Source organism: Bacillus sp. FSL K6-1338, assembly GCF_038006965.1.
GTDB classification, from domain to species: Bacteria; Bacillota; Bacilli; order Bacillales; family Bacillaceae_G; genus Bacillus_A; species Bacillus_A thuringiensis_S.
Genome location: NZ_JBBOWI010000001.1, coordinates 415,244 through 440,366, shown reverse-complemented (window position 1 = coordinate 440,366; position 25,123 = coordinate 415,244). Strand labels below are relative to the sequence as shown.

Sequence of the window (25,123 nt, the reverse complement as noted above, 5' to 3'; positions counted from 1 at the left end):
CCCCCTTACTCTAACTCCTCAATCTTCCCATACTTCTCAATATCAGCTGAAGTTGTATTCGCTAATTGATTTAAAAATTCAATTTGGAAACTACCCGGCCCTTTTTCTACTGTTTTAACAGCTGCCAGTTCCGCAGCTACACCATAAAACGTTAATGCGGCTACTACTGCTTTTACATAATCTTTTTCTACTGCTACAAATGCTCCTATTACCGAAGTTAGTAAACACCCTGTTCCCGTAACCTTTGTTAAAATAGGATGACCATTTCGAATAAGAACAGTTCGCTCTCCATCTGTAACAACATCTTCTTTTCCAGTAATGACAGCAACTGTATTTAGTTCATCTGCTGCCTGCCTTGCAATACTTACAACATTGCCATTTCCAGTACCAGCGTCTACCCCTTTAATTTCCCATTTCTCATTAATAACGTTTGCTATTTCAGCCGCATTGCCGCGGATAATTGCTAAATCTATTTCGGCTGGAATATGTCTCGCAACTTCTGTTCGATACGAAGTTGCTCCTGCACCAACTGGATCAAATAGTACTGGCACATTGTTCACATTTGCTGATTTACCAGCAAGTAACATCGCTTCTACTTCCTCAGGACGAAGTGTTCCCATATTTAATACTAACGCTCCAGCAATGCTAGCCATTTCTGCTACTTCTTCTTTTGCATACGCCATTACAGGCGATGCCCCAAGTGCCAACAAACCGTTAGCAGTAAAATTTGTTACAACAACATTTGTAATATTATGAACGAGCGGATTAGATTCTCTCACCAAATCCACTACTTTACTAATTTCTTTCATATTCATCCTTTTCATCTCCTAACTATAATGATGGGAGATACACAAAAAGGCACTTCGCGCGTACGCAAAGTGCCTGAACATGTGCTTTTACACTCTCCCTACGCTGGCATTATCCAACAGGTTCAAATGGTCAATGACGGACTAGTAGCCATACTCTCAGTTTGTATCCACAAACTCCCATGTGTTTCTTATTCATCTACTTCAAAGTCTACTCTTATTCTAGTAAAATAACAAGTTCTTTACTTTTCTATATAAAGTGAAACTTTAATCAGTGAGGATTTTGTTCATTCCACTAAAAACAGCTCAAATATGAAGCGAAACTGAATCTCAAGAAGATGTATGCTATATTTAACTTATGGAAATTTGAAAGGATGTTTTTAATATGTCAAAAAGCGTTGTAATCGCTGAAAAGCCTTCCGTTGCACGAGATATTGCTCGTGTACTGAAGTGTGATAAAAAAGGAAACGGCTATCTTGAGGGTAGTAAATATATTGTAACTTGGGCTTTAGGTCATCTCGTTACATTAGCAGATCCAGAAAGCTATGATGTGAAATATAAACAGTGGAATTTAGAAGATTTACCGATGCTACCAGAGCGTTTGAAATTAACGGTTATTAAACAAACTGGTAAACAGTTTAATGCTGTAAAGAGTCAGCTACTTAGAAAAGATGTAAATGAAATTATTGTAGCAACAGACGCTGGACGTGAAGGGGAATTAGTCGCACGCTGGATCATCGATAAAGTTAAGCTAAACAAACCAATCAAACGTTTATGGATTTCTTCTGTAACCGATAAAGCAATTAAAGATGGTTTTGCAAATTTAAAACCAGGTAAAGCCTATGACAATTTATACGCTTCAGCAGTTGCACGTTCAGAAGCTGACTGGTATATCGGTCTTAATGCAACTCGCGCTTTAACGACTCGCTTTAATGCTCAGTTAAATTGCGGTCGTGTACAAACGCCTACTGTCGCTATGATTGCTAGTCGTGAAGATGAAATCAAGAACTTCAAAGCACAAACTTACTACGGCATCGAAGCTCAAACGATGGAGAAACTCAAACTTACTTGGCAAGATGCAAATGGCAATAGCCGTAGTTTTAATAAAGAAAAAATTGATGGTATTGTAAAAGGTTTAGATAAACAACATGCTACTGTTGTGGAAATTGATAAAAAACAGAAGAAGTCATTCTCTCCTGGTCTTTACGATTTAACTGAATTACAACGTGATGCAAATAAAAAGTTCGGTTACTCTGCGAAAGAAACATTAAACATTATGCAGAAGTTATATGAACAACATAAAGTGCTAACGTACCCTCGTACAGATTCACGCTACATTTCATCTGATATCGTTGAAACACTTCCAGAACGTTTAAAAGCATGTGGCATTGGAGAGTACCGTCCTTTAGCACATAAAGTATTACAAAAGCCTATCAAGGCTAATAAATCATTTGTTGATGATAGTAAAGTAAGCGATCATCATGCGATTATTCCAACAGAAGGATACGTTAACTTCTCAGCATTCACAGATAAAGAACGTAAAATTTATGATTTAGTTGTAAAACGTTTCTTAGCTGTTTTATTCCCAGCATTCGAATACGAGCAACTAACATTACGTACCAAAGTTGGTAGTGAAACGTTCATTGCACGCGGAAAAACAATTTTACATGCTGGTTGGAAGGAAGTATACGAAAATCGATTTGAAGACGATGATGTAACTGATGACGTAAAAGAGCAGCTTCTACCCCACATCGAAAAGGGCGATACATTAACTGTAAAGTTAATTATGCAAACATCAGGTCAAACGAAAGCACCTGCACGCTTTAATGAAGCAACTTTACTTTCAGCAATGGAGAATCCTACAAAATATATGGATACGCAAAATAAACAACTTGCTGATACGTTAAAATCGACTGGTGGATTAGGTACTGTAGCGACACGTGCAGATATTATCGACAAACTTTTCAACTCTTTCTTAATTGAAAAACGTGGTAAAGATATTCACATTACATCAAAAGGTCGTCAATTACTTGATTTAGTACCAGAAGAGTTAAAATCCCCTACACTAACTGGTGAATGGGAACAAAAACTTGAGGCTATCGCAAAAGGTAAGCTGAAAAAAGAAGTATTCATTTCTGAAATGAAGAACTATACGAAAGAAATTGTTTCTGAAATTAAATCGAGTGATAAAAAATATAAACATGACAACATTTCAACGAAGTCTTGTCCAGACTGCGGTAAACCAATGCTAGAAGTAAACGGCAAAAAGGGAAAAATGCTCGTATGCCAAGATCGTGAATGTGGTCATCGTAAAAATGTATCTCGTACAACAAACGCTCGCTGTCCGCAATGTAAGAAGAAACTAGAATTACGTGGTGAAGGTGCAGGTCAAATCTTTGCATGTAAATGTGGCTATCGCGAGAAATTATCAACATTCCAAGAGCGACGTAAAAAAGAATCTGGAAACAAAGCTGATAAACGTGACGTTCAAAAATATATGAAACAACAGAAAAAAGAAGAAGAACCATTAAACAACCCGTTCGCAGACGCATTAAAAAAACTAAAGTTCGATTAAACAAAAAGGTTCCTACCGCTCTCGGTAGGAACCTTTTCTTAATGAATGATTTTACTTCCTTTTGCATTCTCAACAAATTTTTCACTTGATTTGTTAATTGGTGTTTTCAGTAATAACGCAGCAACAATCATAACTACTACGAAAACACTTAACACAAGTAAATCTCGTGTTACGATATCCCAAAGCATTCCGCCAACTGTTTCACGAATTGCACTAATTGCATACGTGAACGGTAAGAACGGATAAATTGCTTGGAAGAACGCTGGTGTCATTTGAATTGGGAATGTTCCGCCCGATCCTGCTACTTGCAGTACAAGTAAAATGATCGCCATCGATTTCCCAACGTTTCCGAAAATAGAAACGAGTGAGTATACGATACAAACGAAGACTCCACCAATAAATAAACTAAATAACACAAACCAGAACTTATCGACTACGTACGTACCGAGTAAGAATATATCTCCCATCGATACGATAAACGCTTGTGAAAGACCTATCGTTAAGAATGTTAATAAACGTCCGAAGTAAATTTCATGGCTCTTATAATTCGCGCCCTCTTCGTGTACTTCTACCGTTAATAATGAAACCATTAATAATGCGCCTACCCATAATGCAAGCACTGTATAGAATGGTGACATCGCTGAACCGTAGTTCGGCATCGCAAATAATTTATTTTCTTTTAAATTTACTGGATTCGCAAAGTAATCACTTTGCTTCTCAACATCGTTTTTCAATAAGCGTATGATGTCTTTTAAATCCTCTTCAGATTCAAAATCACGAATTTTATTTGCTAAATCTTTAATCTTTTTCTCAGTCTCCGGCATTTCAGCTTTAATGTCTACTAATTTCTTTCTACCGTCTACCAAGCCTTTTGATGAATCTTCTAGTAACTTTTTAACATCTGGAAGCTTTTTGTCTGCATCGTTTAAAATTTGAGTTGTATTTTTCGACATCTCTTTTGTACGAGCAATTGCTGTATTGAAGTTAGGTACAATCTCTGAATCATACGTCGATAATACATCTGTTAATTGAGCTGATCCGCCCTTCGCAGCATTGTTAATACTTTCAATTACATCTTTTGTAGGTTTCTGTCCATTGTTAAGAAGTGTAATCCCCTTATTCGTTGCATCTACACCTTTTTGCAGACTACTTTTCGCTTTATTTAATTTTGCGATTCCATTATTAAGGTTTTTATCACTATTTACATCCGCTAAAACCTTATTTGTACTTTCTAGAACTGGAATCATATCATCAATTAAACCGATTCCAGATTGGAATTGGCCATTTAAGCTTTTCAAGGCTTCCTTCGAACCTTCTAAACCATTAATACCTTTGTTTTGTACATCCTCTAGTGCTTTTTGGACACTAGATTTAGTACTTTCTAGACCATTTTTCGCTTTATCATAATCAGCTTTTGCATTATCGTATATTTCATTCGCATTAGCTTTAGCTTGATCTACTGTGCTAACTGCTTTTTTATAATCTGCTACAAACGTTTCATTATAATCTTTTTCAGCTTGATCAATTAATGCATTTGCTGCATCTAATTTTTGATTTGCTACATCTGTTACATCTTTCTTTACTTCTTGTCCTGTACCGATAACATTTACAATATCTTTAATACCGTTGTTTGCATTTTCCATACCACTTTTCAGCTTAGTTAGGCGATCCACTCGCCCTTGGAAAAAGCTTTTTCCAAAATCAGTCGTCGCTGAGTTTTGAAGTTCAGTAAATACATTAATAAGATACGAAATACCTTCTGTACGAGCTTGCAATTGATTTGATACTGCATTTAAATCTTTCTTTGCTTGTTCTGGATCAAACTGACCATTTTGCAATCCATTTAAAACACTTTTCCCATAAGCTGTTCCTGCACGTGATGAGCTTAAAACATTATTTACTGTTTGATTAATATTTTGCGCTATACTTTTATATCCGTCATTATTCAACTTAGAAAGGTCCGGTCTTGCAGGGAATTCAGGTAATCCATTCATTCCAGAGAAATCAGGAATATTTAAATCCACACCTGGATTCATTAAAAAGTTAGTAAATACAGCTGCACTATCCATAACGCCTTTTGCTACTACTAAATCATTTCTTATCGTTCCTGGAGCGTTTTTTAATGTTTGATCTTGTCTTGCAAAGAACTTATCTAAATTCGCCAATGCTTCCTGCCCATCATTTATTACACTCTCTACAACAGGTAAATCTTTTTGCGCCACTTTCACAATATCTTCTGCTCGAGTCGCATCATCTAACGCCTTATCCATGAGTGTATTCATTTCTGGGAACTGCGCTTCTAACTTAAATACAAGATCTTTTACTTTTTCGATACTTGGTAAGTTTGTTTCTAAATCGATTCCAAGGTCATTGAAAATTTTAAAAATCTCACCGTTTGCTGTTTTTACAAAGTTTTTACTAATTTCTTCTGTAATACCTGATGCACCTTTTGCTGTAATCTTCGGTGCAATCGCGTTTACTTTTTCATTCACATAATAATCCAGTTCTGGTTTTTTCGGATTTTCATCCAGAACAGTTGCAATTTTTTCAGAGAAGTCTTTTGGAATCGTAATACTTGCATAATAATCCCCACGCTCAACTCCGTAAATTGCTTGTTTTTCATCTACAAATTTCCAGCCAAGATTTTTGTTTTTCTTAAGGGAGTCTACAATCTCTTTCCCGATATTAATGTCTTTCCCTCTTAAATTAGAACCTGCATCTTGGTTAGAAACTGCAATGGGAACCTCTTTTGTATTTCCATACGGATCCCAAGAAGCTTTAATGTTAAACCATGCATATAACGATGGTAAAATCATTAATCCTAAAACAATAACAATTGCAGCCCAATGTTTGGCTACATTCCGTAAATCTGTCTTATAAATACGCCAAATCTGTTTCATAGAAGTTATCACCTAATTATATATTTTTCCTTCTTTAGAAAATGATACATACATTTTGCAATTATATCACTTTCTACATCGTGTATTAACCAAAAACGTACTATTTTTTCCCATTAACTTTCACTTACTTCATTATATAACGAAGTGAGTGAAAGTATGAATACAAAATGACCAAATCGGTTTTACATTCAATAATAACAAATATATATGAAATGTCATAAAAAATACAAGTATTTTCTCTTGGAAATACTTGTATTCCTAAAAAAAATCCTCACAGCTTTTATTCTCTGTGAGGATTTCTTCTATTATATATCCAATTGAACCTCTACACCGAAATGATCTGAAATTACATTTCTGTTTGTACCATTAAAAATAACTTTTGAAGAATGAACCTTTTTACTTTGGTTACACAATATTAGATCGATTCGCAAACTATGTTTATTTTCATCCCAACCAGCAATCTCGCCTTGGACAGTCGTTCCTTCATCCTTCTCTATTGCTAATTCATATGTGTCATACAACCCTTTTTGCATCATATACTCATAACCTTCGCCTTTCAATCGAGCATTGTTATTAAAATCTCCCATTAAGAAGGCGAGCTTATTGCTATCTACACGCTCCATCAAACGATCGACTTGACCTTTGAATGACTCTTCTTCATCATTCCACCAACCGAGATGGCAAGAGTAAAACGTTACATCCTTACCATTATAAGCAAGTGTTGTACTTACAATTTTACGCGTTTTCCAATACGTTGTATCCTCGTTTTCTGAAATAAAGAACGTATCTTCTTTTATAATATTATGCTTCGTTATAATCGCTAATCCTTCTTCATACACGTCATAACCAATATGAGAGAAATCCCAAGTAATATTGTAATCTTTTACATGTAGCGCTTTTAACTCTTCTAATAGTAAAAGTCCAAAATTATCTTCTTTCTTGTTACCGCATACATTTTCAGCTTGTATGGACTGACTTACTTCTTGCAATGCGATGACATCGTACTCTTCTTCTTGAATTACTTTAGCAAGGTATTGTATCTTTTCTATTTGATTCTCTTCTTGCCAAGAATGACAGTTTAAAGTTAGCAATTTCATATTATTACGCACCTAACATATCTTGAATGTCTGACTTTAATACGTCAGCTTTCGGACCATATACCGCTTGTACACCTTTATCTTTTACAATAAGCCCTAAAGCACCATTTTGTTTCCACTGTGCTTCTGGTGCAACAACATCTAAGTCTTTTACTGTTACACGTAAGCGTGTCATACAAGCATCTACGTCAGCAATATTTTCTTTTCCACCTAATAAATCGATAACTTTTGTTGCTAATGAACCGTCTTGTACATTTCCTGTTCCTTCTGATGCCTCATCTTCATTATCAATATAGTTACCTGCACGCCCTGGTGTTGGTAAATTGAATTTTTTAATTAAGAAATTAAATAGTGTAAAGTTAAGACCGAAGAACACTAATGAAACAATAACAAAGTTGATTAAGTCTCTTGTTAAACCTGCATTAACCATCATTGGTGTACGAGTAATTAACTCAATAAATCCAAATGCATGAACACGTAAGTTAATTAAATCAGCTAGCGCGAATGCAAGTCCTGTTGTAATAGCATATACAACATATAATACTGGAGCAATAAACATGAACATGAATTCAATTGGTTCTGTTACACCTGTTAAGAATACTGCTAATGCTGCTGATAAAAACATTGGTTTATATTTTGCACGCTTTTCTTTATCAACGTTACGGAACATCGCAAATGCAATCCCCATTAACGCTGCTGTTGAGCCGATAACTTGTCCAGCTTTGAAACGAGCTGGTACAACGTTATTTAATAAATCGTTATATGCCTTCGTATCTCCATTTGCTAATAAATTATTTAAATCTGTAATCCATGCAAGCCATAATGGATCTTGTCCTGCTACAACTTGTCCAACTTTTGAACCAGTTAGCATCGTATATGTTCCGCCTAGCTCTGTATAGTTCATCGGAATCGTTAACATATGGTGTAAACCAAATGGTAATAATAAACGCTCTAACGTTCCATATACAAACGGTGCAACAACTGGTGCACTATCTTTTGAAGCTGCAATCCAGCGACCAAATTCATTTAACCCACTTTGGATGAATGGCCATAGAAGTGATAATACAATCGCAGTAACTGTAGACCAAAGAATTACAACGAATGGCACAAATCGTTTTCCATTAAAGAATGCTAATGCCTGTGGCAGTTTATTATAGTTATAATATTTGTTATATAGATTAGCTCCTAAGAAACCTGTGATAATCCCCACGAAAACTCCCATGTTTAATGCTGGTGCACCAAGTACAGAAGTAAAATAATCTTTTACAAGTAAATCTCCTGCTATTACTGAAGAAACTGTCGCTTTTGAATCCGCTAACATTTGAGCGTTTACGCCAAATATAGCTCCTGTAATTCGGTTTGTTAAGACGAATGCTAATAGTGCTGCAAATGCACCGCCTGCACGATCCTTCGCCCAAGATCCCCCAATTGCTACTGCGAATAAAATGTGTAGATTTGTAATGATTGCCCAACCGATGTCTTCCATTACGCGAGCAATTGTATGAACTGCGTTAACATCCCCAGCAGACATCCCAATTAACTTACCGATGGAAATCATTAAACCGGCTGCTGGCATTACAGCTACAACAACTAATAACGCTTTCCCGAACTTTTGCCAAAAATCAAAAGACGTAATTTTCATCTGTTCTTCCTCCCCTTTATTTATAACAACATAATGATTTAAATTATAATTTCTGTTCCCTTTATGAAAACGATTCCTTATATTACTTTATTTTTATCTTTACGCAACCGTTTTCATAAATCTATTTTAATAAAAGCGTTTTCACTTTGCAATAGAAATTTATTTTTTTTCATAAAAAAAGATGCTCAAAGAGCATCCTTTTTTATTATGAAATGCGATAAACCCTTGTTTCATAAGGTTTTAAAGCAATTGTTGTTACTTCTTCATGTTCCGCAACTTCATAGTTATTTAAAAGCAAACGTTTGCGTTCTAGTGCAAATGAACCCTCATTATACACAGCTTCCTCTTTTGAGATATTACTAATTACAATGACTTTTTCATCCTGTAACGTACGTGTATATGCATAAATTTGTGGATCGTCTTCTAAAAGTAAATCGTACGTACCATAGTTCAGTACATCGTGCTCTTTTTTCAGGGCAATCATTTTCTTATAGAAATTGAAAATAGACTTTTCTTCATTTTTTTGCTTTTCAACATTAATTTCTTTGTAATTTGGATTCATGCTAAACCAAGGTGTACTTGTTGTGAAACCAGCATTCATCTCATCATTCCACTGCATAGGTGTACGTGAATTATCGCGGCAAGAAGCCCATATAATCTCCATCATATCTTGATGTGGTACGCCCTCTGCAATTTTCTCGCGATATAAATTTTTAATTGCTACATCATCGTAATCTTCAATATTTGGTAACTGAACATTTGTCATACCAATTTCTTGGCCTTGATAAATAAACGGTGTACCGTGCATAAAGAAATACATCGCCCCTAGAGCTGTTGCACTTTCACGCCAATATTGTTTGTCATCTCCCCATGTTGAAACGATACGTGGTTTATCGTGATTCTCAATATATAAAGCGTTCCATCCTTTATTTTCTAATCCTTTTTGCCATTTCGTTAATACTTTTTTCAATCCTACAACATCAAGGTCTTTCTTCTTCTCTGCATCCCATAAACTTAAATGTTCAAACTGGAATACCATATTGAACTTACCTTGCTCTTCTCCAACCCAAAGCTCAGCATCTTCAATCTTAACGCCATTTGCTTCACCAACAGTCATAATATCGTACTTAGAGAATGTATTTTCTTTTAGCTCTTCTAATAAAGGTTGAATACCTTTCACATTCATATGTTTATCAAAAGATGGCACATATTTTAACTCTTTTGGATTTGGCATATCCTTAAAGCCTTCTTCTTTTTTAATATGACTGATTGCATCAACGCGGAAACCATCAATACCTTTATCAAGCCACCAATTAACCGTATCATATAGTACTTCGCGAACTTCTTTATTCTCCCAGTTCAAATCTGGTTGTTTACGTGAGAATAGATGTAAATAATATTGTTCTGTTTCTTCATCATATTCCCATGCCGAACCATTAAAAATACTTTCCCAGTTGTTTGGCTCCGCACCATCTTTACCATCATGCCAAATATACCAATCACGCTTCAGATTATCTTTAGATGAACGTGATTCAATAAACCATGGATGTTCATCACTCGTATGATTAATAACTAAATCAATAATAAGCTTCATATCACGCTTATGAACTTCATCTAGTAAAGCATCAAAGTCTGCCATTGTACCAAACTCATCCATAATATCTTGATAATCACTAATATCATAACCATTATCATCATTAGGCGACTTATACATTGGACAAATCCAAATTACATCTATACCTAAGTCTTTTAAATAATCCAGTTTTGCAATAATACCTTGTAAATCTCCAATACCATCACCATTTGAATCCATAAAGCTTCGTGGATAAATTTGATAAGCAACTGCTTCTTTCCACCATGTCTTATTCATAGTCCTTCTCTCCTTTTGCATCCCATCAGAATTTTATGCAAACGTTTTCGTAACACTATCATAACAAAATATGAACAGTTTGCAACTGTTTTCATTGAACTCTATGTAGATTCTTTATTCTTATGCTTTATTTATTTCTCACAAAGGTAAATCTCATTCTCCACCTCTCCTTGTCCACGCGTATTACAGACATTTTTCATATATTAATAAAAAGCTCTGATTATTTTGGAAAGGAGTAAGAAATTGAAGCAAACAAAATTAACAGGTCGTATCGTTGTTCCCACAGATCCTGACTACAATGTAGCCCGAATGAATTTAAATTTAAGTATTCCAAAACTCCCTTGTATTATTGTTTTTTGTCAAAATAACAAGGATATCTGTAACGCCTTAAAATGGGCACGTGAACGTCATATACCATTTCGGTTAAGAAGTGGACGTCATAGCTATGAAAATTTTTCTCTTTTAAATAGAGGACTTATTATTGATGTGAGTGAAATGCATCGCATTACTGTTAATACAGAGAAATTAACAGCAACAATTGAGGCTGGTGCAAATCTTGGCACTGTTTATAAAGAACTTTGGAATTACGGTGTTACAATTCCTGCTGGTACAAGTGCAAGCGTTGGAATTGTTGGATTAGCACTTGGCGGTGGTATTGGTATGCTTTCACGCTTATTTGGATTAACATGTGATCAATTAATGGAAGTGGAAATGGTACAAGCGTGTGGAAAATTTGGTGCAAAACCCATTCGTGCAAATGAACAAGAAAACTCTAACCTTTTTTGGGCATGCCGTGGTGGCGGTGGTGGAAACTTCGGAATTATCACTTCCTTAACTTTTCGAGTCCACCCCGTAAAAAATGTATCAATTTTCTCAATTACATGGGAATGGGAAGACTTTATTGCTGCATTTCAAGCGTGGCAAAACTGGGCACCTTATATAGATGAACGTCTCACTTCATCGATCGAATTATTCGCCAAGCAACGAAATAAAATCGAAGCACAAGGCGAGTTTGTCGGTTCTCCCTCTGAACTCCATTCCCTATTATCCCCTCTTCTTGAAACTGGCAGCCCCTCTCTCTTTATAGAAGAAGTTCCTTATATAAAGGCTGTCGAATTTTTTAATGGCGGTAACATCCCTGAAAATTTCAAGCGCTCTGGTTCCTATGTCTATAAACCTATTCCCCTTAAAGGCATTCAACTCATGCAATACTTTCTTTCTCATGCCCCAAATAAAGATGCTAGTATTTGGCATCAATCGCTCATAGGTGCTGTTGAAAATATTTCGCCGAATGAAACGGCTTATTTTCATCGTAAAGCAATTATTGCCCAAGAATACATTACCTCTTGGAAATGCGATGATGAAGAAAATCGAAATATACGCTGGGTTAAAGATTTACGAGAAAGCTTAGATCCTTATACACTAGGTGACTATGTGAACTGGCCCGATATCGACATTAAAAATTGGCAAACTAGTTATTATGGCTCTAACTTTCACAGATTGCGTAAAGTAAAAACTATGTATGATCCTTGTGATGTTTTTCATTTCCAACAAAGTATTCCTCCTTTTCATACGTGAAAAAGAGGATAACATAAAAAAATCATCCAATATACCGTTACCTCACAGTATGTTGGATGATTCAAGTTGATTTTCTATATCGTTTCAAATTCTTGCTCCTACTCATAAACTTTTACTTACAGATTAATTGTATTTCGTATCATTTTCATGCAATGAATGTAATTTAATATTTGGTACTTTATCTTTTTCCATACCTCTATTATAAGAAACAGGAACTTGAAATTCGAATTGCTTTGTCTCATGTTTTTGTAAATAGACTGGTTTCGGTACTGGATAGCTTTTTGAATTCTCGTTTGCATTATCATATAAAACAACTTTTAATGCTTGTGAATGATTACGATAATTTTTTAAAGTAACAATGCACTTCGGTTGGATATTATCTCCATTTTTCTCCATTCTACACTGGCTATCTTCTTTTTTATATTCTATTGCTTCTACCCCTGTTTTTCCTGCATAGTACCATGTTTTATTCAATGTCTGGAGGATTGTATTTAAAATAAACGGCATCATTACAATAAAAATACTAATGCCTACTACTTTTATCTTATTCATTTTTCTAAATGTACTAGACTCCTTTTTTCCTAGCCATTTTAAAAATAATATAAATGCAATTACATGTAGTATGAAAGAAACAATCAATATATTTGAGACTTTATAATCCATATAAACATACGTATGTATCGGAACCTTATAGACATTGAATAGTTTTTCCCCAATTAATTCATTATCATTTGGAATTTTTAATAATAACAAAACCCCTATACTGTAACAAATAGCTACTAATCGATCATACTCAATACGAATCATTCTTTCTCCCCTTCACTTTGTTTTTTATTATCGATTTTAGCTATTATTACCATACTATACAATCTTTTTATAGAGGATAACGTAAAAAAGTTCCTTATAAATATATAAAGAACCTTATTAATATACATTATGAATTAAAAAATCAATATACAATTTTCACATTGAGATTTCTTCAAAATATGTTGGATTGTGTATTGTAATTTTTTTATCTAAAATTGTAACAATGCTATCATTTTTTAATTGTTTTAATACGCTGCTAACTGTCTCTCGAGATGTTCCAGATATTTTGGATATTTCAATTGTTGTAAGTGGACATGAAATTACAATCTTTTCCCCACTCTGTTCTCCTAAATCCTGCATTAAATAATTTAACGTTTGGATAACACGATCTTGTGCATTAGGAATTGTAATATTTTGCACTCGATTTTCATTCAATTTTAATATAGATGATAATTGCTGAACAACGTACATCAATTGCGTTCTGCTGGATTTTACCATATCTTCAAAGATTACCGTTGGAATATAATATACCTCCACATCCGTCATTGCTTCTGCTGTATAGTTATATCCTCTGTCTGTAAACATACCACCATAAGGAAAAATAGAATACCGCTTTACATAGTCATCGTATAATAAGTTCCCATTTTGATTAACCCGCTCTAACTTTACAAAACCATCTAACATGAAGTAAATTCTTTCCCTTGAATCCCCTTCTAAAAATAAAAATTGACCTTTTTTATAAGTTCGCCAATAAACAAACTCTGTTAAGCCTTTCAATTTTTTTTCTGTTAAATGAGCAAATAATTCGAACTGCTTTAAGTCTTTCACTACGTTCCGTCTATTCATAAAATTCCCTCTCTCTTGCTGTATGTTGGAGCGAAAAATCAAGAAAGCGTATTCAATTTGAATTTTATCATAATTAACTTATATATTCAGATTTCATCATGAAAACTTTATGAACAATGAGTACAAAAAATATTAATAAATAAAAAGAATGAAGTTATTAACCTCATTCTTTTTTTTACTACTAAGTAGCGTACATAATAATTTAAACATACATGCATACATTCTGTTTTGAAATAATAGTACCAGCTTTTTCTTCTAGTGCTTCATATACTTTTTCTAAAGACGTAATAATTGTTTTTCTTTTTGGATTTGTATTAACAAAATTAATAGCAGCTTCAATTTTTGGAAGCATGCTTCCCGCAGCAAATTGTTGTTCTTCAATATATTCTTCTAATTGATTCACTGTGACATGCTCTAATTTTTTTTGATTCGATTGATTATAATTTACATACACATGATCAACTGCAGTTAAAATAACGAGCGTATCGGCATCTACTAATTCTGCTAATTTCTGCGCAGCGAAATCTTTATCGATAACCGCTTCAGTTCCTTTTAACCCTTCTTCGGAATCAATTACTGGAATTCCACCCCCGCCAACAGCTATCACTATGTTTCCATCTTCCACCAAAGAATTAATCACTTTATGTTCATGAATACTTACAGGCTTCGGTGATGGAACAACACGTCTCCATCCTCTACCAGCATCTTCTTTAAACACTGCTTTTGTTTCATCCATTAATCTTCTGGCCTCTTCTTCTGTATAAAAAGGACCAATTGGTTTAGTTGGATTTTTAAATGCCTCATCTTTTTTGTCCACAACAACGCGCGTTATAACCGTTGCTACATCTTTTTGTATATTCCGTTTTTTTAATGCCTTTTCAATCGCATTTTCCATCCAATATCCAATCATCCCTTGGCTCATTGCCCCACAAGTATCTAATGGCATTGCAGGTGTCTTTTCCGTTTCTGCAGCTTTTTGCTGTAATAAAATATTCCCCACTTGTGGGCCATTTCCATGCGCAATTACTATATCCACATCATTTTCCATTATTTTCACAAGTTGTTCCGCCGTTTTTTCCAACGCTTCTTGCTGCGCTCCCGCAGTAGCTTCTCCAGACTGTATCGCATTTCCCCCTAGTGCAACTACAATTTTTCTTCGTGCCATATTTCAGCCCTCCAGTTCATTTCGCTTTCACAGCGCTTTATAAAGTAATACTGCCTGTAATTAATCCATAAATCGCAAAGAATGCTAAAGCACCAATTGCTACGGATGATGCTAATTCCACTCGAGTAAATATTTGCTTCGAACTCTTTTGCTTTTGAACATTGTAAAAAATAAAAATACCTGGCGCATATAAAGTCATTGTTAATAATAAATACTCTAAACCAGCTGCATAAACTAACCACACACCATAAATACTTGCTATCAAACCAATTATTATATTTTTATTTCGATCTACTTCTTCAGATTTTAAGCTATGCTTCAGTTGATAAAATGCTGAAAAAGCATATGGAATTAAAATGGCTGAAGATGCTAAAGAGAATGCAAAGTTATACGCCTGATCAGAAACGACGAATGTTAACAAGAATATTTGAATTAAACCATTTGTTATCCATAATGAATTTACTGGAGCCTTATTTTTATTTTCTTTTGCGAACCATTTTGGAAATACTCCATCTTTAGCCGCTAAATATGGAATTTCAGAAGCGAGCAAAGTCCAACCTAACCAAGCACCTAATACAGAGATGACCAAACCTAAATTTATAAAGATAGCACCCCATTTTCCAACAACACTTTCAAATAAATAAGCCATAGCTGGATTTTTCAAACCAGCAATATCTGCTTGCTGCATAAGTCCAAGAGACAATAATGTGATTAAAATGTAAATGATGAGTGTACCAATTAAGCCAATAACCGTTGCTTTCCCTACATCACTTCTATTTTTTGCTCGACTGGATAAAACAACCGCCCCTTCTACCCCAATAAATACCCATAGAGTTACAAGCATTGTACTTTTAACTTGGCTGCCAACTGCTCCCCATGAAAAAGAACCAGTTTGCCCCCAAAATCCATCTAAGAATGTATCAATATGAAACGCGAAGATTCCTATGACAATAAATACAAATACAGGTACTAATTTTGCGATTGTAGTTACTAAATTCACAAGTGCTGCTGATTGAACTCCACGTAAAATTAACATGTGAACACACCACAATAATACGCTTGCACCAATAATGGATTCTACATTTTGACCGCCTTCAAAGATCGGGAAGAAATATCCTAATGAAGAAAATAATAATGTACCGTAAGCTACATTCCCAAGCCAAGCAGATAGCCAGTATCCCCACGCACTATTAAATCCCATAAAATTACCAAATCCTGCTTTTGCATAGCTAAAAATACCACCATCTAAATCTGGCCGTTTTACAGTTAGATTTTGAAAAGATAATCCAAGTGCAATCATCCCAATTCCTGTTATAACCCAGCCAATAATAATGGCTCCAGCACCAGCACCTTTTGCCATATCACTCGCTAAATTAAAGGCTCCACCGCCAATCATAGACCCAACTACAAGAGCCGTTAGTGTAAACAACCCTAATTTCTTATCTTCACCCATTCCACTCACCTCTCTTTAATTGCAATAACAATACAAAAGCAATAGTGAATGATAGTGTCTAAAGGAGGAGAAAGAAGAAAGGAAGACTCCCTTTCTTCTTTACTCCATGTTTCCTAAAGTAGCTGCCATAACCGCTTTAATTGTATGCATTCTATTTTCAGCTTGATCAAATACTTTTGAATGTTTACTGCGGAATACTTCGTCAGTTACCTCCATTTCTTTCAACCCATATTTCTCGTAAACTTCTTCGCCATACATCGTTTCAACATCATGAAATGCAGGTAAACAATGTAAGAAAATCACGTTTTCATTCCCTGTTTCTTTAATCATTTTCATATTTACTTGATAAGGTCTCAATAACTCGACACGTTCAGCAAATTTTTCTTCTTCCCCCATAGACACCCATACATCTGTATAAATTACATCTGCATTCGCAACAGCTTCTTCCACATTACTTGTTATCATTACCTGTTCATTATATTTTTTTGCTAAATCAATTACTTCTTGTGCAGGCCATAAAGATTCTGGTGTGCAAATACGTACATCCATTCCAACGATTGCTCCACCAACTAGTAAGCTATTAGCAACATTATTTCGTCCATCTCCAACGTAAACGAGCTTCACATTTTTCAACTTCCCTACATGTTCTCTAATTGTTAATAAATCTGCTAGTGTTTGTGTTGGATGCCACATGTCTGTTAATCCATTCCAAACTGGCACACCAGAATTTTGTGCTAAAGATTCTACAGTCTCATGATTAAATCCACGAAACTCAATTCCGTCAAACATACGCCCTAACACTTTTGCTGTATCCTCTACGGATTCTTTTTTCCCAAGCTGAATATCACCTTTCCCTAAATATTCAGGATTCGCCCCTAAATCTGTACTTGCTACTGTAAATGCACAGCGCGTACGAGTGGAGGTTTTTTCAAATAAGAGCGCTACATTCTTATCTTCTAAATAATGATGCGGGATACCATTTTTCTTTTTCTCTTTTAATTCTGCTGCCAAATCTAGAAAATATAACAATTCTTCTTGTGTAAAATCTTTTTCTGCTAGAAAGCTTCTTCCTTTTAAATTTGGTCTAGTCATTAACATACTTCATCCCTACTTTCTCCGTTATTTATACTAAATATCTTTACGAACAATTGGCATACTCATGCAACGTGGACCCCCACGACCACGAGATAATTCCGAACTTAGCACTTCAATTACTTCTATACCGTGCTCCCGTAATAACGTATTGGATACATAGTTGCGATCATATGTAACAACTACACCTGGTGCGATTGCTAATGTGTTCGAGCCATCATTCCATTGTTCACGAGCAGAAGCAATTACATCTCCTCCTCCACATGGAATAAGAACTAATTCACTTAAGCCTAATACCTCTTTTAATGCTTCCATTAAAGAAGTACGATGTGTAATTTTAAGAGTTTCCTCATCTGATCCTTTTTCTAAAATATAAATATTCATATTCCCTTTTGGCCCTTGAATGGCTGGATGAATTGTAAACTTGTCATAATCAACCATTGTAAATACTGTATCTAAATGCATAAATGCTCGGCATTTTGGAATTTCTATTGCTAACACTTTCTTAATTTTATTTTGTCGGCTAAAGAGATTTTTAGCTAAACGTTCAATTGCTTTAGCTGAAGTACGAGCAGACACTCCAATCGCAATTGTTTCTTCATTTAAAATTAGCTCGTCGCCACCTTCAATTGGAAATTTATAATCACGATCTAACCAGATTGGTACATTATGTTTTGCAAATCTTGGGTGATATTTAATGATGTACTCCATGAATAATGATTCACGTCTACGCGCTGGTTCTCTCATCTTATTTATCGTTAAGCCATCGCCCACGCTAGCTGCTGGATCACGAGTAAAATATAAATTAGGCATTGGATCTAAGTAAAACGGATAATGATCTTCCATTAATTCATATAAATGTGTCTTCTTACTTGTTTCAATTTCGTTTTTCCGTACACCGCCCATAATTTTTTGAATTAATTCTTCATTTGAAAAGGAAAGTAAATATTCTTTTAAAGTTTGATGTGCAACATTTACGTCAGCCTGTCCTTCTTTTAAAATACGATCAACAAATTCTTCTCGAAGTTTTTTATCTACTAACGCCTCAGCGGCTAGTTTTTCTAAATAAAGAACTTCAACACCCCGATTGCGTAACGTTTGTGCAAAATAATCATGCTCTTTTTGAATAATTGGTAAGTATGGAATATCATCAAATAATAATTGCTGCAAATAATCTGGCGTCAAGTTTTCCACTTCTTTACCCGGTCGTTTTAATAAAACCGTTTGTAATTCCCCAATTTCTGAAGTAACATGTATCGGATGTTTCATTTGTTGTACCTCCTTTTAAATATGTTTGATGTCTTACAAGTACATAATAAATGCTCTGCACTTTCATCTTTGTGAAAGCATCCACATTATCATTGTGAAATATTAAACAAGTTATTTTTTTAAAATCATACGAATTTGTATTTTTATAACAAACTCTCTCGCTTTTTCAATAAAAAACACATATATTACGCATATATGTTGAATATTCAACTTCCGTATTTAAACAAAAATCCTGTTTTTAATTTTATTAAAAACAGGATTTTTACATCTAAATAATTAAATTTAATCTTTCTTCTATAATCTCCCTATCTGATTTCGACTGTGAAATTATAAGGCATGTATCATTTCCACATATACATCCTATTTTTTCTTTCCAATCTAACTCATCAAATAAAACACCAATAACATGTGCATTACCAGGTAATGTTTTAATAACCATTAATTGATCTACACAATCAATTTTCACAACAACTTCTCGTAATTTTTTCTTTAACTTTATATCAGTTTGTAAATGCTCTTCTGAGAAAACTTTATATATCATTAATCCTTCTTGAGAAGGTACCTTCGTTAAGTTTAACTCACGAATATCGCGAGAAACCGTAGCTTGTGTTACTAATACATCTTTTTTTGCTAACAATTCTACTAATCTTTCTTGCTTATCTATTTCATACTCCTTTACAAATTGTTTAATTAACCGTTGTCTTTTTTCTTTTTTCATAAAAGACACCCCTTTTAATATTATAGCTCGCTATAATTTTCATCCGAAAGGGAGAGAAAAGAATGTTGCGGAAACGTTCATAGTTTAACTGTAAATATTAAATCAAACTAAATAAAAAAGAGAAGAACAGCATTCTGTTCTTCCTTTTACATTGAAAATCGTTCAATTGTTTGTTTCAAATCAGTTGCTTGCTTCTCTAAATCTTTTAATAATTGATCGATTACTATCATATTTTTAGACTGTTGTAGCGTCACACGCGCCACTTCTTGCGAACCAGCTGACGTTTCTTCAGCAATTGCTGCTACAGCTTTTGTTTGTGCTCCTGTTTGATGAATGTGGCTCACTTGTTCATTCATATAACTACTAATTTGCTGAGTTGCATCGGCTACTTCCATAACACTTGATGACATTTCTTTTAAAATTAATTCCGTAGCTTCCCCACGTTTCGCCTCTTCTTTAGCTATTTTCACTTGTTCTGTCATTTTCATTGCAACTTGTTGTACTTCATCTTGCATATTCCGTAATAACTGAGATATGTTTCTTGCAGAATGATCACTTTCATCAGCAAGTTTACGTACTTCTTCCGCAACAACCGCAAAACCTCTTCCATGCTCTCCTGCGCGAGCTGCCTCAATAGAAGCATTTAGTGCTAATAAATTCGTTTGGCTAGCAATCGCACTCACAACAGACACAATATGTTCTACTTGTTTCATTCGTTCTTCTAACTTCTGTACATTTTGCATTGAATCTTCATTTTCTTTTGCCAATGTTTGAATACCTTGAATTAAAGACGTAAAGACACGAGTACTATGCCCTAAAGCTTGAACCATTTCTGAAGACAACGTATCAGACTGCTTCGCTTTTTCTTCTACTTCACTTGCAATAGACGTCGTTGTATCAACAGCAGAAACAATTGCTTGAATTGATGCTGCTGATTGCTCAGCGCCTGAAGAAATCTCTGCAAGAGTCTCAGATACACCTTGCGCTTGTCTCGTTGCTTCTCCTGTTTGTTTTCTAATCTGCTGTACTTGATTGTTTGTATAAGAAAATGTTGTATCAATATTTTTTACCATGCCCCTTAAGTTTCCTAACATCATATTAAATGCAACACTTAAAGATTTAATTTCATCATCTGTCTTCGGTAATGGAACATCTTCACGAATATCACCCTCAGCTGCTTTTCTTGCCGCTTCCTCTAACTTGCGAAGTGGTTTAATTAAAAATACGGCTGCTCCATATGCTAAAATTCCAGACCATACTACCCCTAATAACATAACGATAATATTATATACAGTTTGACTTACATAACTTTGAAAATAATCGTATATCACGTAAATAAAAAATATACTTGTTGAATATGTAATAAAAGCTAAAACTGTAGTGAATAGCATAAGTTGTGTACGTAATCCAAAAGAAAATGTTTTTCTTTCTTTTTCCATCTTCCCTTTCCCCCTTTTTATAAGCAATATAAATACTACCTATATATTATTATCCATATTTTCATTATAGAAGGATATAGAGATTTTAAAAATCATTATTTCTTTGAATATCAAATTGCACGAAAAAAATAAAGGATTCTGACAATTTATGACTAATAACAGAAATACGGGGCAACATTTGTAAAATATATTTTTAACTGGGGGTTTTGTATGATTCAAGTTCGAAATCTAGTAAAATCATTCGGTTCACTTGATGTGTTAAAAGGAATTGATTTAGAAGTAAAAGAAAAAGAAGTTGTTGTTTTAATTGGTGCCAGTGGTTCTGGTAAAAGTACATTACTTCGCTGTCTTAACTTTTTAGAAATGTACGATGAAGGCGAAATTCACTTACAAGGTGAGCGAATTGATCCAAAGCATTCAAATTTAAATAAAGTCCGTGAAAATGTCGGTATGGTTTTTCAGCACTTTAACCTCTTTCCTCATATGACCTCACTAGAAAACATCATAGAAGCACCTATTCATGTAAAAAAATTAGAGAAAGCAAATGCACAGGATATTGGAAATCAACTTCTCCAAAAAGTCGGCCTTCAAGATAAAGCGGATGTAACTCCTCATCTTCTTTCAGGTGGTCAAAAACAGCGCATTGCCATTGCACGAGCTCTTGCAATGAGCCCTAAGATTATGCTATTTGATGAGCCTACCTCAGCTTTAGACCCTGAACTTGTTGGAGAAGTATTGCAAGTTATGAAAGAACTTGCTGAAGAAGGGATGACAATGGTTATTGTTACTCATGAAATGAATTTCGCAAAAGATGTAGCTGATCGCGTCATCTTTATGGACGATGGAAAGATTGTAGAAGATGCTCCGCCAGCACAATTCTTTTCAGCTCCATCACATGAACGAGCAAAACAATTTTTACGTAACGTTTTATAATGTAACTTCTGTTTCAAACGAAAAGGAATACATTCATACGGTGCACAACTAATCATCCAAATAAAATATTTCAATAACATACTGAAAAACATCCGTATGATCAATATATAGGAGGGGTTTTATGAAAAGAAAACTATTAACCATTGTTGCGAGCATTACACTATGTACATCCTTCATACTAGGAGCTTGTAGCAAAGAAAGTTCTACTACTTCATCAAATGGTGAAAAAGAATTTCGCTATGCGATGAGTGGATTATACAAACCTTTTAACTATAAAGAAAATGACGGCAAACTTGTCGGTTTTGATGTAGAAATCGGTGAAGCTCTTGCTAAAAAGATGAACATGAAGGCTACGCCAGTTACAAACCCATGGGAAACGCTAATTCAAGGTCTTCAAGCGAAGAAATATGATGTAATACTGGGTAGTATGGCAATTACAGAGGAGCGCTTAAAAGCTGTTAGTTTCTCAAATCCGTACTATCGCTCTGGCGCCCAAATTTTTGTAGCTAAAAAGAATACCGCTATCTCTTCTCCAGAAGATTTAAAAGGTAAGAAAATTGGTGTTGTAAAAGCTAGTACCTTTAAAAATCTTGTTGCAAAATATACAGATCAAATCACAGAATATGACAGTGATATTACTGCTCTTATGGATTTAGAGCCTGGGCGTGTTGACGCAGTAATTACGGATCAAATGGTTGGTCTACGTATGATAAAAGAAGGAAAATCGAATATAAAAGAAGCCGGAAAACCATTAAATCTTGATGAAATGGGAATTGCTATTCGCAAAGATAATAAAGAAATGGTTGAGAAAGTAAATAAAGCGTTAGATGAAATCATTAAAGATGGTACGTATGATAAGATCAGTAAAAAATGGTTCGGACGTAATATTCTTGGTGAAGAGGAAAAAACGAAGTAAGTAAGTTAGCCATTCAAAAGATTCATAAACAGTGCCCCACTGATTAAGTGTTCATTTTATGCGGGGCATTTCATTCTCTACTAAAATCTATACAATATGAGGTGAAACGCATGTTTGAAATTTTTATCTCTTCCTATCCCACACTCTTAAAAGCTACTATTGTCACATTACAATTAACATTAACTTCCCTAGTACTCGGTTCATTAATTGGATTATTATTCGCTTTCTTTCGAATCTCTAACAATAAAGTTTTAAATAGTATCGCTCATGTCTACATTGCTATTATTCGTGGTACACCTTTAATTGTTCAAATTGCCATTCTCTATTTTGGAATTACATCTGTTGTTGTTTTCACCCCTTTTTGGGCAGGAGCAATCGCTTTAGCAATTCATAACGGTGCATATATTACGGAAATTTTCCGTGGATCTATTCAATCCGTTGACCGAGGACAATTAGAAGCAGCTCGCTCTTTAGGCATGCCTTATCCTTTAGCTATGCGACGAATTATATTACCACAAGCATTTCGTCTGTCTCTTCCTCCTCTAGGAAACCAATTTATTATCGGATTAAAAGATTCTTCACTTGTTGCTTATGTAGGAATGTCCGAATTATGGGGATCGGGTTTATCAATTGCAGCAGGTAACTTCCAACAATTAGATACTTACATAATCGTTGGTGCATACTATCTCGTACTTGTTCTTCTATTTACTTATTTTGTTAATCTTTTAGAAAAACGATTACAACGAAAAGAAACTAACTCCTTCCAAGTCAATAAAAAGAACAAAAAGGAAGTTTCTTTATAAGAAAAAGCAAGCCTGAGATGGCTTGCTTTTTCACTGCAAAAATATATTAATTTTTACTGATTTATTTTTTTAATACTCTCTTTTTCTTCTATATGTTCCTCACGATATGAAATATTATGAGGGTCTAAGCCATTTCCTAAAGAACCGTAGAAATGCTCTCTATGCGGATCAACTAATTCACTTCCGTGATAATACACACGTGGTGTATTCCAAAGTGCTGCCAATGCTTTTGTCATCGGCATTTCGTGATAACGTTCCGGCCACATTTCTTTAATCTTCTCTTTTACTAACGGATAGTATTTAGAGCTCATAGCAGGGAACAGATGATGTTCTGTATGATATGAGAAATTGAAATGCAAAACGTCTACCCAGCGCGGCACTGTTACTGATAAGCAGTTTGCTAACGGATCATTTACTGGAACAATTGGATTTAAGCGGTGATTTGTTGCGATATATGCCATTACAATAAAGTTAGCAATTAACAACGGAATGACATATGCAAATAACCATTTTCCAGGTCCCATAATAAACAATAAACTAATCCAAACTGTCCAAGGCAAAAGAAGTTGAAGCCATACAGATTTTTGATTGGATGACTTGAACTCTTTTATAAAATGAAAGAACATTCGAGTCGAATGCAATGTAAATTGAATTGTTAGTGACAGAAAACTAAAGAATGAACGTACATGTAGAGGCATACGATATACCCAACTCAAAAACTTACTCTTCTTAAGTTTCTCAAGTGTCGGCCATGCATCCGGATCATTCTCTTCATGCTGTGTATGAACATGATGCGTTGCATTATGCCACTTTCTCCAAAGCTTTGGCCCTGTTGATAATGGCATAAATGCAATCGCTCCTAAGAAGTCACGAAGCCATGCCTTTCTTACAACAGTTCCATGTAAAATTTCATGCCCTAAAAATCCTAGTGAAGCAAAACATAATCCAAGAACAATCGCAATTCCTAGATTCGCCCACACATTCAATTCAAATACACCAATCGATATTAATCCCGACAATGCCACAAGCAAATAAGCCAATCCACCAAATAAACGAGTAGGCACTGGTTTAAATGCTTTTTTCGGCAAATGTGGTGATACACGTGCTGCATACCACCCAAATGTATGAAGCTCCTTCATCCTTTTGCCCCTTTCTTATGCCGCGCCTTGCGCAACTTACATATATCAATTCTTGCTTCCAGATTGATTTTACTA

At 34.8% G+C, this 25,123-nt stretch carries 18 protein-coding genes, 2 pseudogenes and 1 riboswitch; of the genes and pseudogenes, 5 read left to right on the top strand and 15 right to left on the bottom strand.

Annotated features, from left to right (window positions below; genetic code table 11):
• Positions 1-5 precede the first annotated feature (5 nt).
• Positions 6-815 carry a hydroxyethylthiazole kinase gene (gene thiM, locus NZ044_RS02390; protein ID WP_001056107.1) on the bottom strand — a complete coding sequence of 270 codons (810 nt, stop codon included), beginning with the start codon at positions 813-815 and terminating at the stop codon, positions 6-8.
• Positions 816-887: 72 nt separating this feature from the next.
• Positions 888-1,000, bottom strand: a riboswitch (TPP riboswitch).
• 191 nt (positions 1,001-1,191) lie between these two features.
• Between thiM and topB the strand changes: the two genes are divergently transcribed.
• Complete coding sequence (gene topB / locus NZ044_RS02385; protein WP_098506761.1) at positions 1,192-3,381, top strand: DNA topoisomerase III; 2,190 nt, start codon at positions 1,192-1,194, stop codon at positions 3,379-3,381.
• A 38-nt stretch (positions 3,382-3,419) separates the two neighbouring features.
• Here topB and NZ044_RS02380 read toward each other — a convergent pair whose 3' ends face one another.
• From NZ044_RS02380 to NZ044_RS02365, 4 genes are all read right to left on the bottom strand, one after another.
• Positions 3,420-6,281: a YhgE/Pip domain-containing protein gene (locus NZ044_RS02380; protein WP_000810075.1), complete on the bottom strand. Its 2,862-nt coding sequence runs from the start codon at positions 6,279-6,281 to the stop codon at positions 3,420-3,422.
• 305 nt (positions 6,282-6,586) lie between these two features.
• Entirely contained in the window at positions 6,587-7,378 is a 792-nt protein-coding gene (locus tag NZ044_RS02375) for an endonuclease/exonuclease/phosphatase family protein (RefSeq protein WP_000771991.1), read from the bottom strand.
• A 4-nt stretch (positions 7,379-7,382) separates the two neighbouring features.
• Positions 7,383-9,020 (bottom strand): PTS transporter subunit IIBC, encoded by a 1,638-nt coding sequence (locus NZ044_RS02370; protein ID WP_000705569.1) that lies wholly within the window; start codon positions 9,018-9,020, stop codon positions 7,383-7,385.
• 205 nt (positions 9,021-9,225) lie between these two features.
• Positions 9,226-10,890: a glycoside hydrolase family 13 protein gene (locus tag NZ044_RS02365; RefSeq protein ID WP_098506762.1), complete on the bottom strand. Its 1,665-nt coding sequence runs from the start codon at positions 10,888-10,890 to the stop codon at positions 9,226-9,228.
• A 243-nt stretch (positions 10,891-11,133) separates the two neighbouring features.
• On the opposite strand from NZ044_RS02365, the gene NZ044_RS02360 reads away from it, so the two are divergent.
• A complete protein-coding gene (locus tag NZ044_RS02360; protein ID WP_000814907.1) occupies positions 11,134-12,468 on the top strand; it encodes an FAD-dependent oxidoreductase in 1,335 nt (444 codons plus the stop codon).
• A gap of 123 nt (positions 12,469-12,591) precedes the next feature.
• Here the strand turns inward: NZ044_RS02360 and NZ044_RS02355 are convergent, their stop codons facing one another.
• From NZ044_RS02355 to NZ044_RS30775, 9 genes and pseudogenes are all read right to left on the bottom strand, one after another.
• The gene (locus NZ044_RS02355; protein WP_000619191.1) at positions 12,592-13,275 is read right to left on the bottom strand and encodes a hypothetical protein; all 684 of its coding nucleotides are present in this window, start codon (positions 13,273-13,275) and stop codon (positions 12,592-12,594) included.
• Between the two features lie 156 nt (positions 13,276-13,431).
• On the bottom strand, positions 13,432-14,121 hold the full coding sequence (locus NZ044_RS02350) for a Crp/Fnr family transcriptional regulator (RefSeq protein ID WP_001081906.1): 690 nt from the start codon (positions 14,119-14,121) through the stop codon (positions 13,432-13,434).
• A gap of 202 nt (positions 14,122-14,323) precedes the next feature.
• Positions 14,324-15,286, bottom strand: a complete 963-nt coding sequence (arcC, locus tag NZ044_RS02345) for a carbamate kinase (protein ID WP_000113954.1) — start codon at positions 15,284-15,286, stop codon at positions 14,324-14,326.
• Between the two features lie 37 nt (positions 15,287-15,323).
• Positions 15,324-16,739: an arginine-ornithine antiporter gene (gene arcD / locus NZ044_RS02340; RefSeq protein WP_000503413.1), complete on the bottom strand. Its 1,416-nt coding sequence runs from the start codon at positions 16,737-16,739 to the stop codon at positions 15,324-15,326.
• A gap of 99 nt (positions 16,740-16,838) precedes the next feature.
• Positions 16,839-17,837 (bottom strand): ornithine carbamoyltransferase, encoded by a 999-nt coding sequence (argF, locus tag NZ044_RS02335; RefSeq protein ID WP_000930286.1) that lies wholly within the window; start codon positions 17,835-17,837, stop codon positions 16,839-16,841.
• A 30-nt stretch (positions 17,838-17,867) separates the two neighbouring features.
• Positions 17,868-19,100, bottom strand: coding sequence for an arginine deiminase (gene arcA / locus NZ044_RS02330; RefSeq protein WP_000682331.1), 1,233 nt, complete (start codon positions 19,098-19,100; stop codon positions 17,868-17,870).
• A gap of 268 nt (positions 19,101-19,368) precedes the next feature.
• Positions 19,369-19,818: an arginine repressor gene (gene argR / locus NZ044_RS02325; RefSeq protein ID WP_000711826.1), complete on the bottom strand. Its 450-nt coding sequence runs from the start codon at positions 19,816-19,818 to the stop codon at positions 19,369-19,371.
• Between the two features lie 146 nt (positions 19,819-19,964).
• A pseudogene (locus NZ044_RS30780) lies at positions 19,965-20,537 on the bottom strand (methyl-accepting chemotaxis protein); the annotation flags it as partial.
• 369 nt (positions 20,538-20,906) lie between these two features.
• Positions 20,907-21,092: pseudogene (locus NZ044_RS30775) on the bottom strand (HAMP domain-containing protein); the annotation flags it as partial.
• A gap of 375 nt (positions 21,093-21,467) precedes the next feature.
• Here NZ044_RS30775 and NZ044_RS02315 point away from each other — a divergent pair.
• The 3 genes from NZ044_RS02315 (at position 21,468) to NZ044_RS02305 (ending at position 23,909) form a co-directional block, all read left to right on the top strand.
• Positions 21,468-22,190 (top strand): amino acid ABC transporter ATP-binding protein, encoded by a 723-nt coding sequence (locus NZ044_RS02315; RefSeq protein WP_000616926.1) that lies wholly within the window; start codon positions 21,468-21,470, stop codon positions 22,188-22,190.
• 121 nt (positions 22,191-22,311) lie between these two features.
• The gene (locus NZ044_RS02310) at positions 22,312-23,106 is read left to right on the top strand and encodes an ABC transporter substrate-binding protein (RefSeq protein WP_000823756.1); all 795 of its coding nucleotides are present in this window, start codon (positions 22,312-22,314) and stop codon (positions 23,104-23,106) included.
• A 47-nt stretch (positions 23,107-23,153) separates the two neighbouring features.
• Complete coding sequence (locus NZ044_RS02305) at positions 23,154-23,909, top strand: amino acid ABC transporter permease (protein WP_003255986.1); 756 nt, start codon at positions 23,154-23,156, stop codon at positions 23,907-23,909.
• Between the two features lie 53 nt (positions 23,910-23,962).
• Here the strand turns inward: NZ044_RS02305 and NZ044_RS02300 are convergent, their stop codons facing one another.
• Complete coding sequence (locus tag NZ044_RS02300; RefSeq protein WP_000661228.1) at positions 23,963-25,048, bottom strand: fatty acid desaturase family protein; 1,086 nt, start codon at positions 25,046-25,048, stop codon at positions 23,963-23,965.
• Positions 25,049-25,123 lie beyond the last annotated feature (75 nt).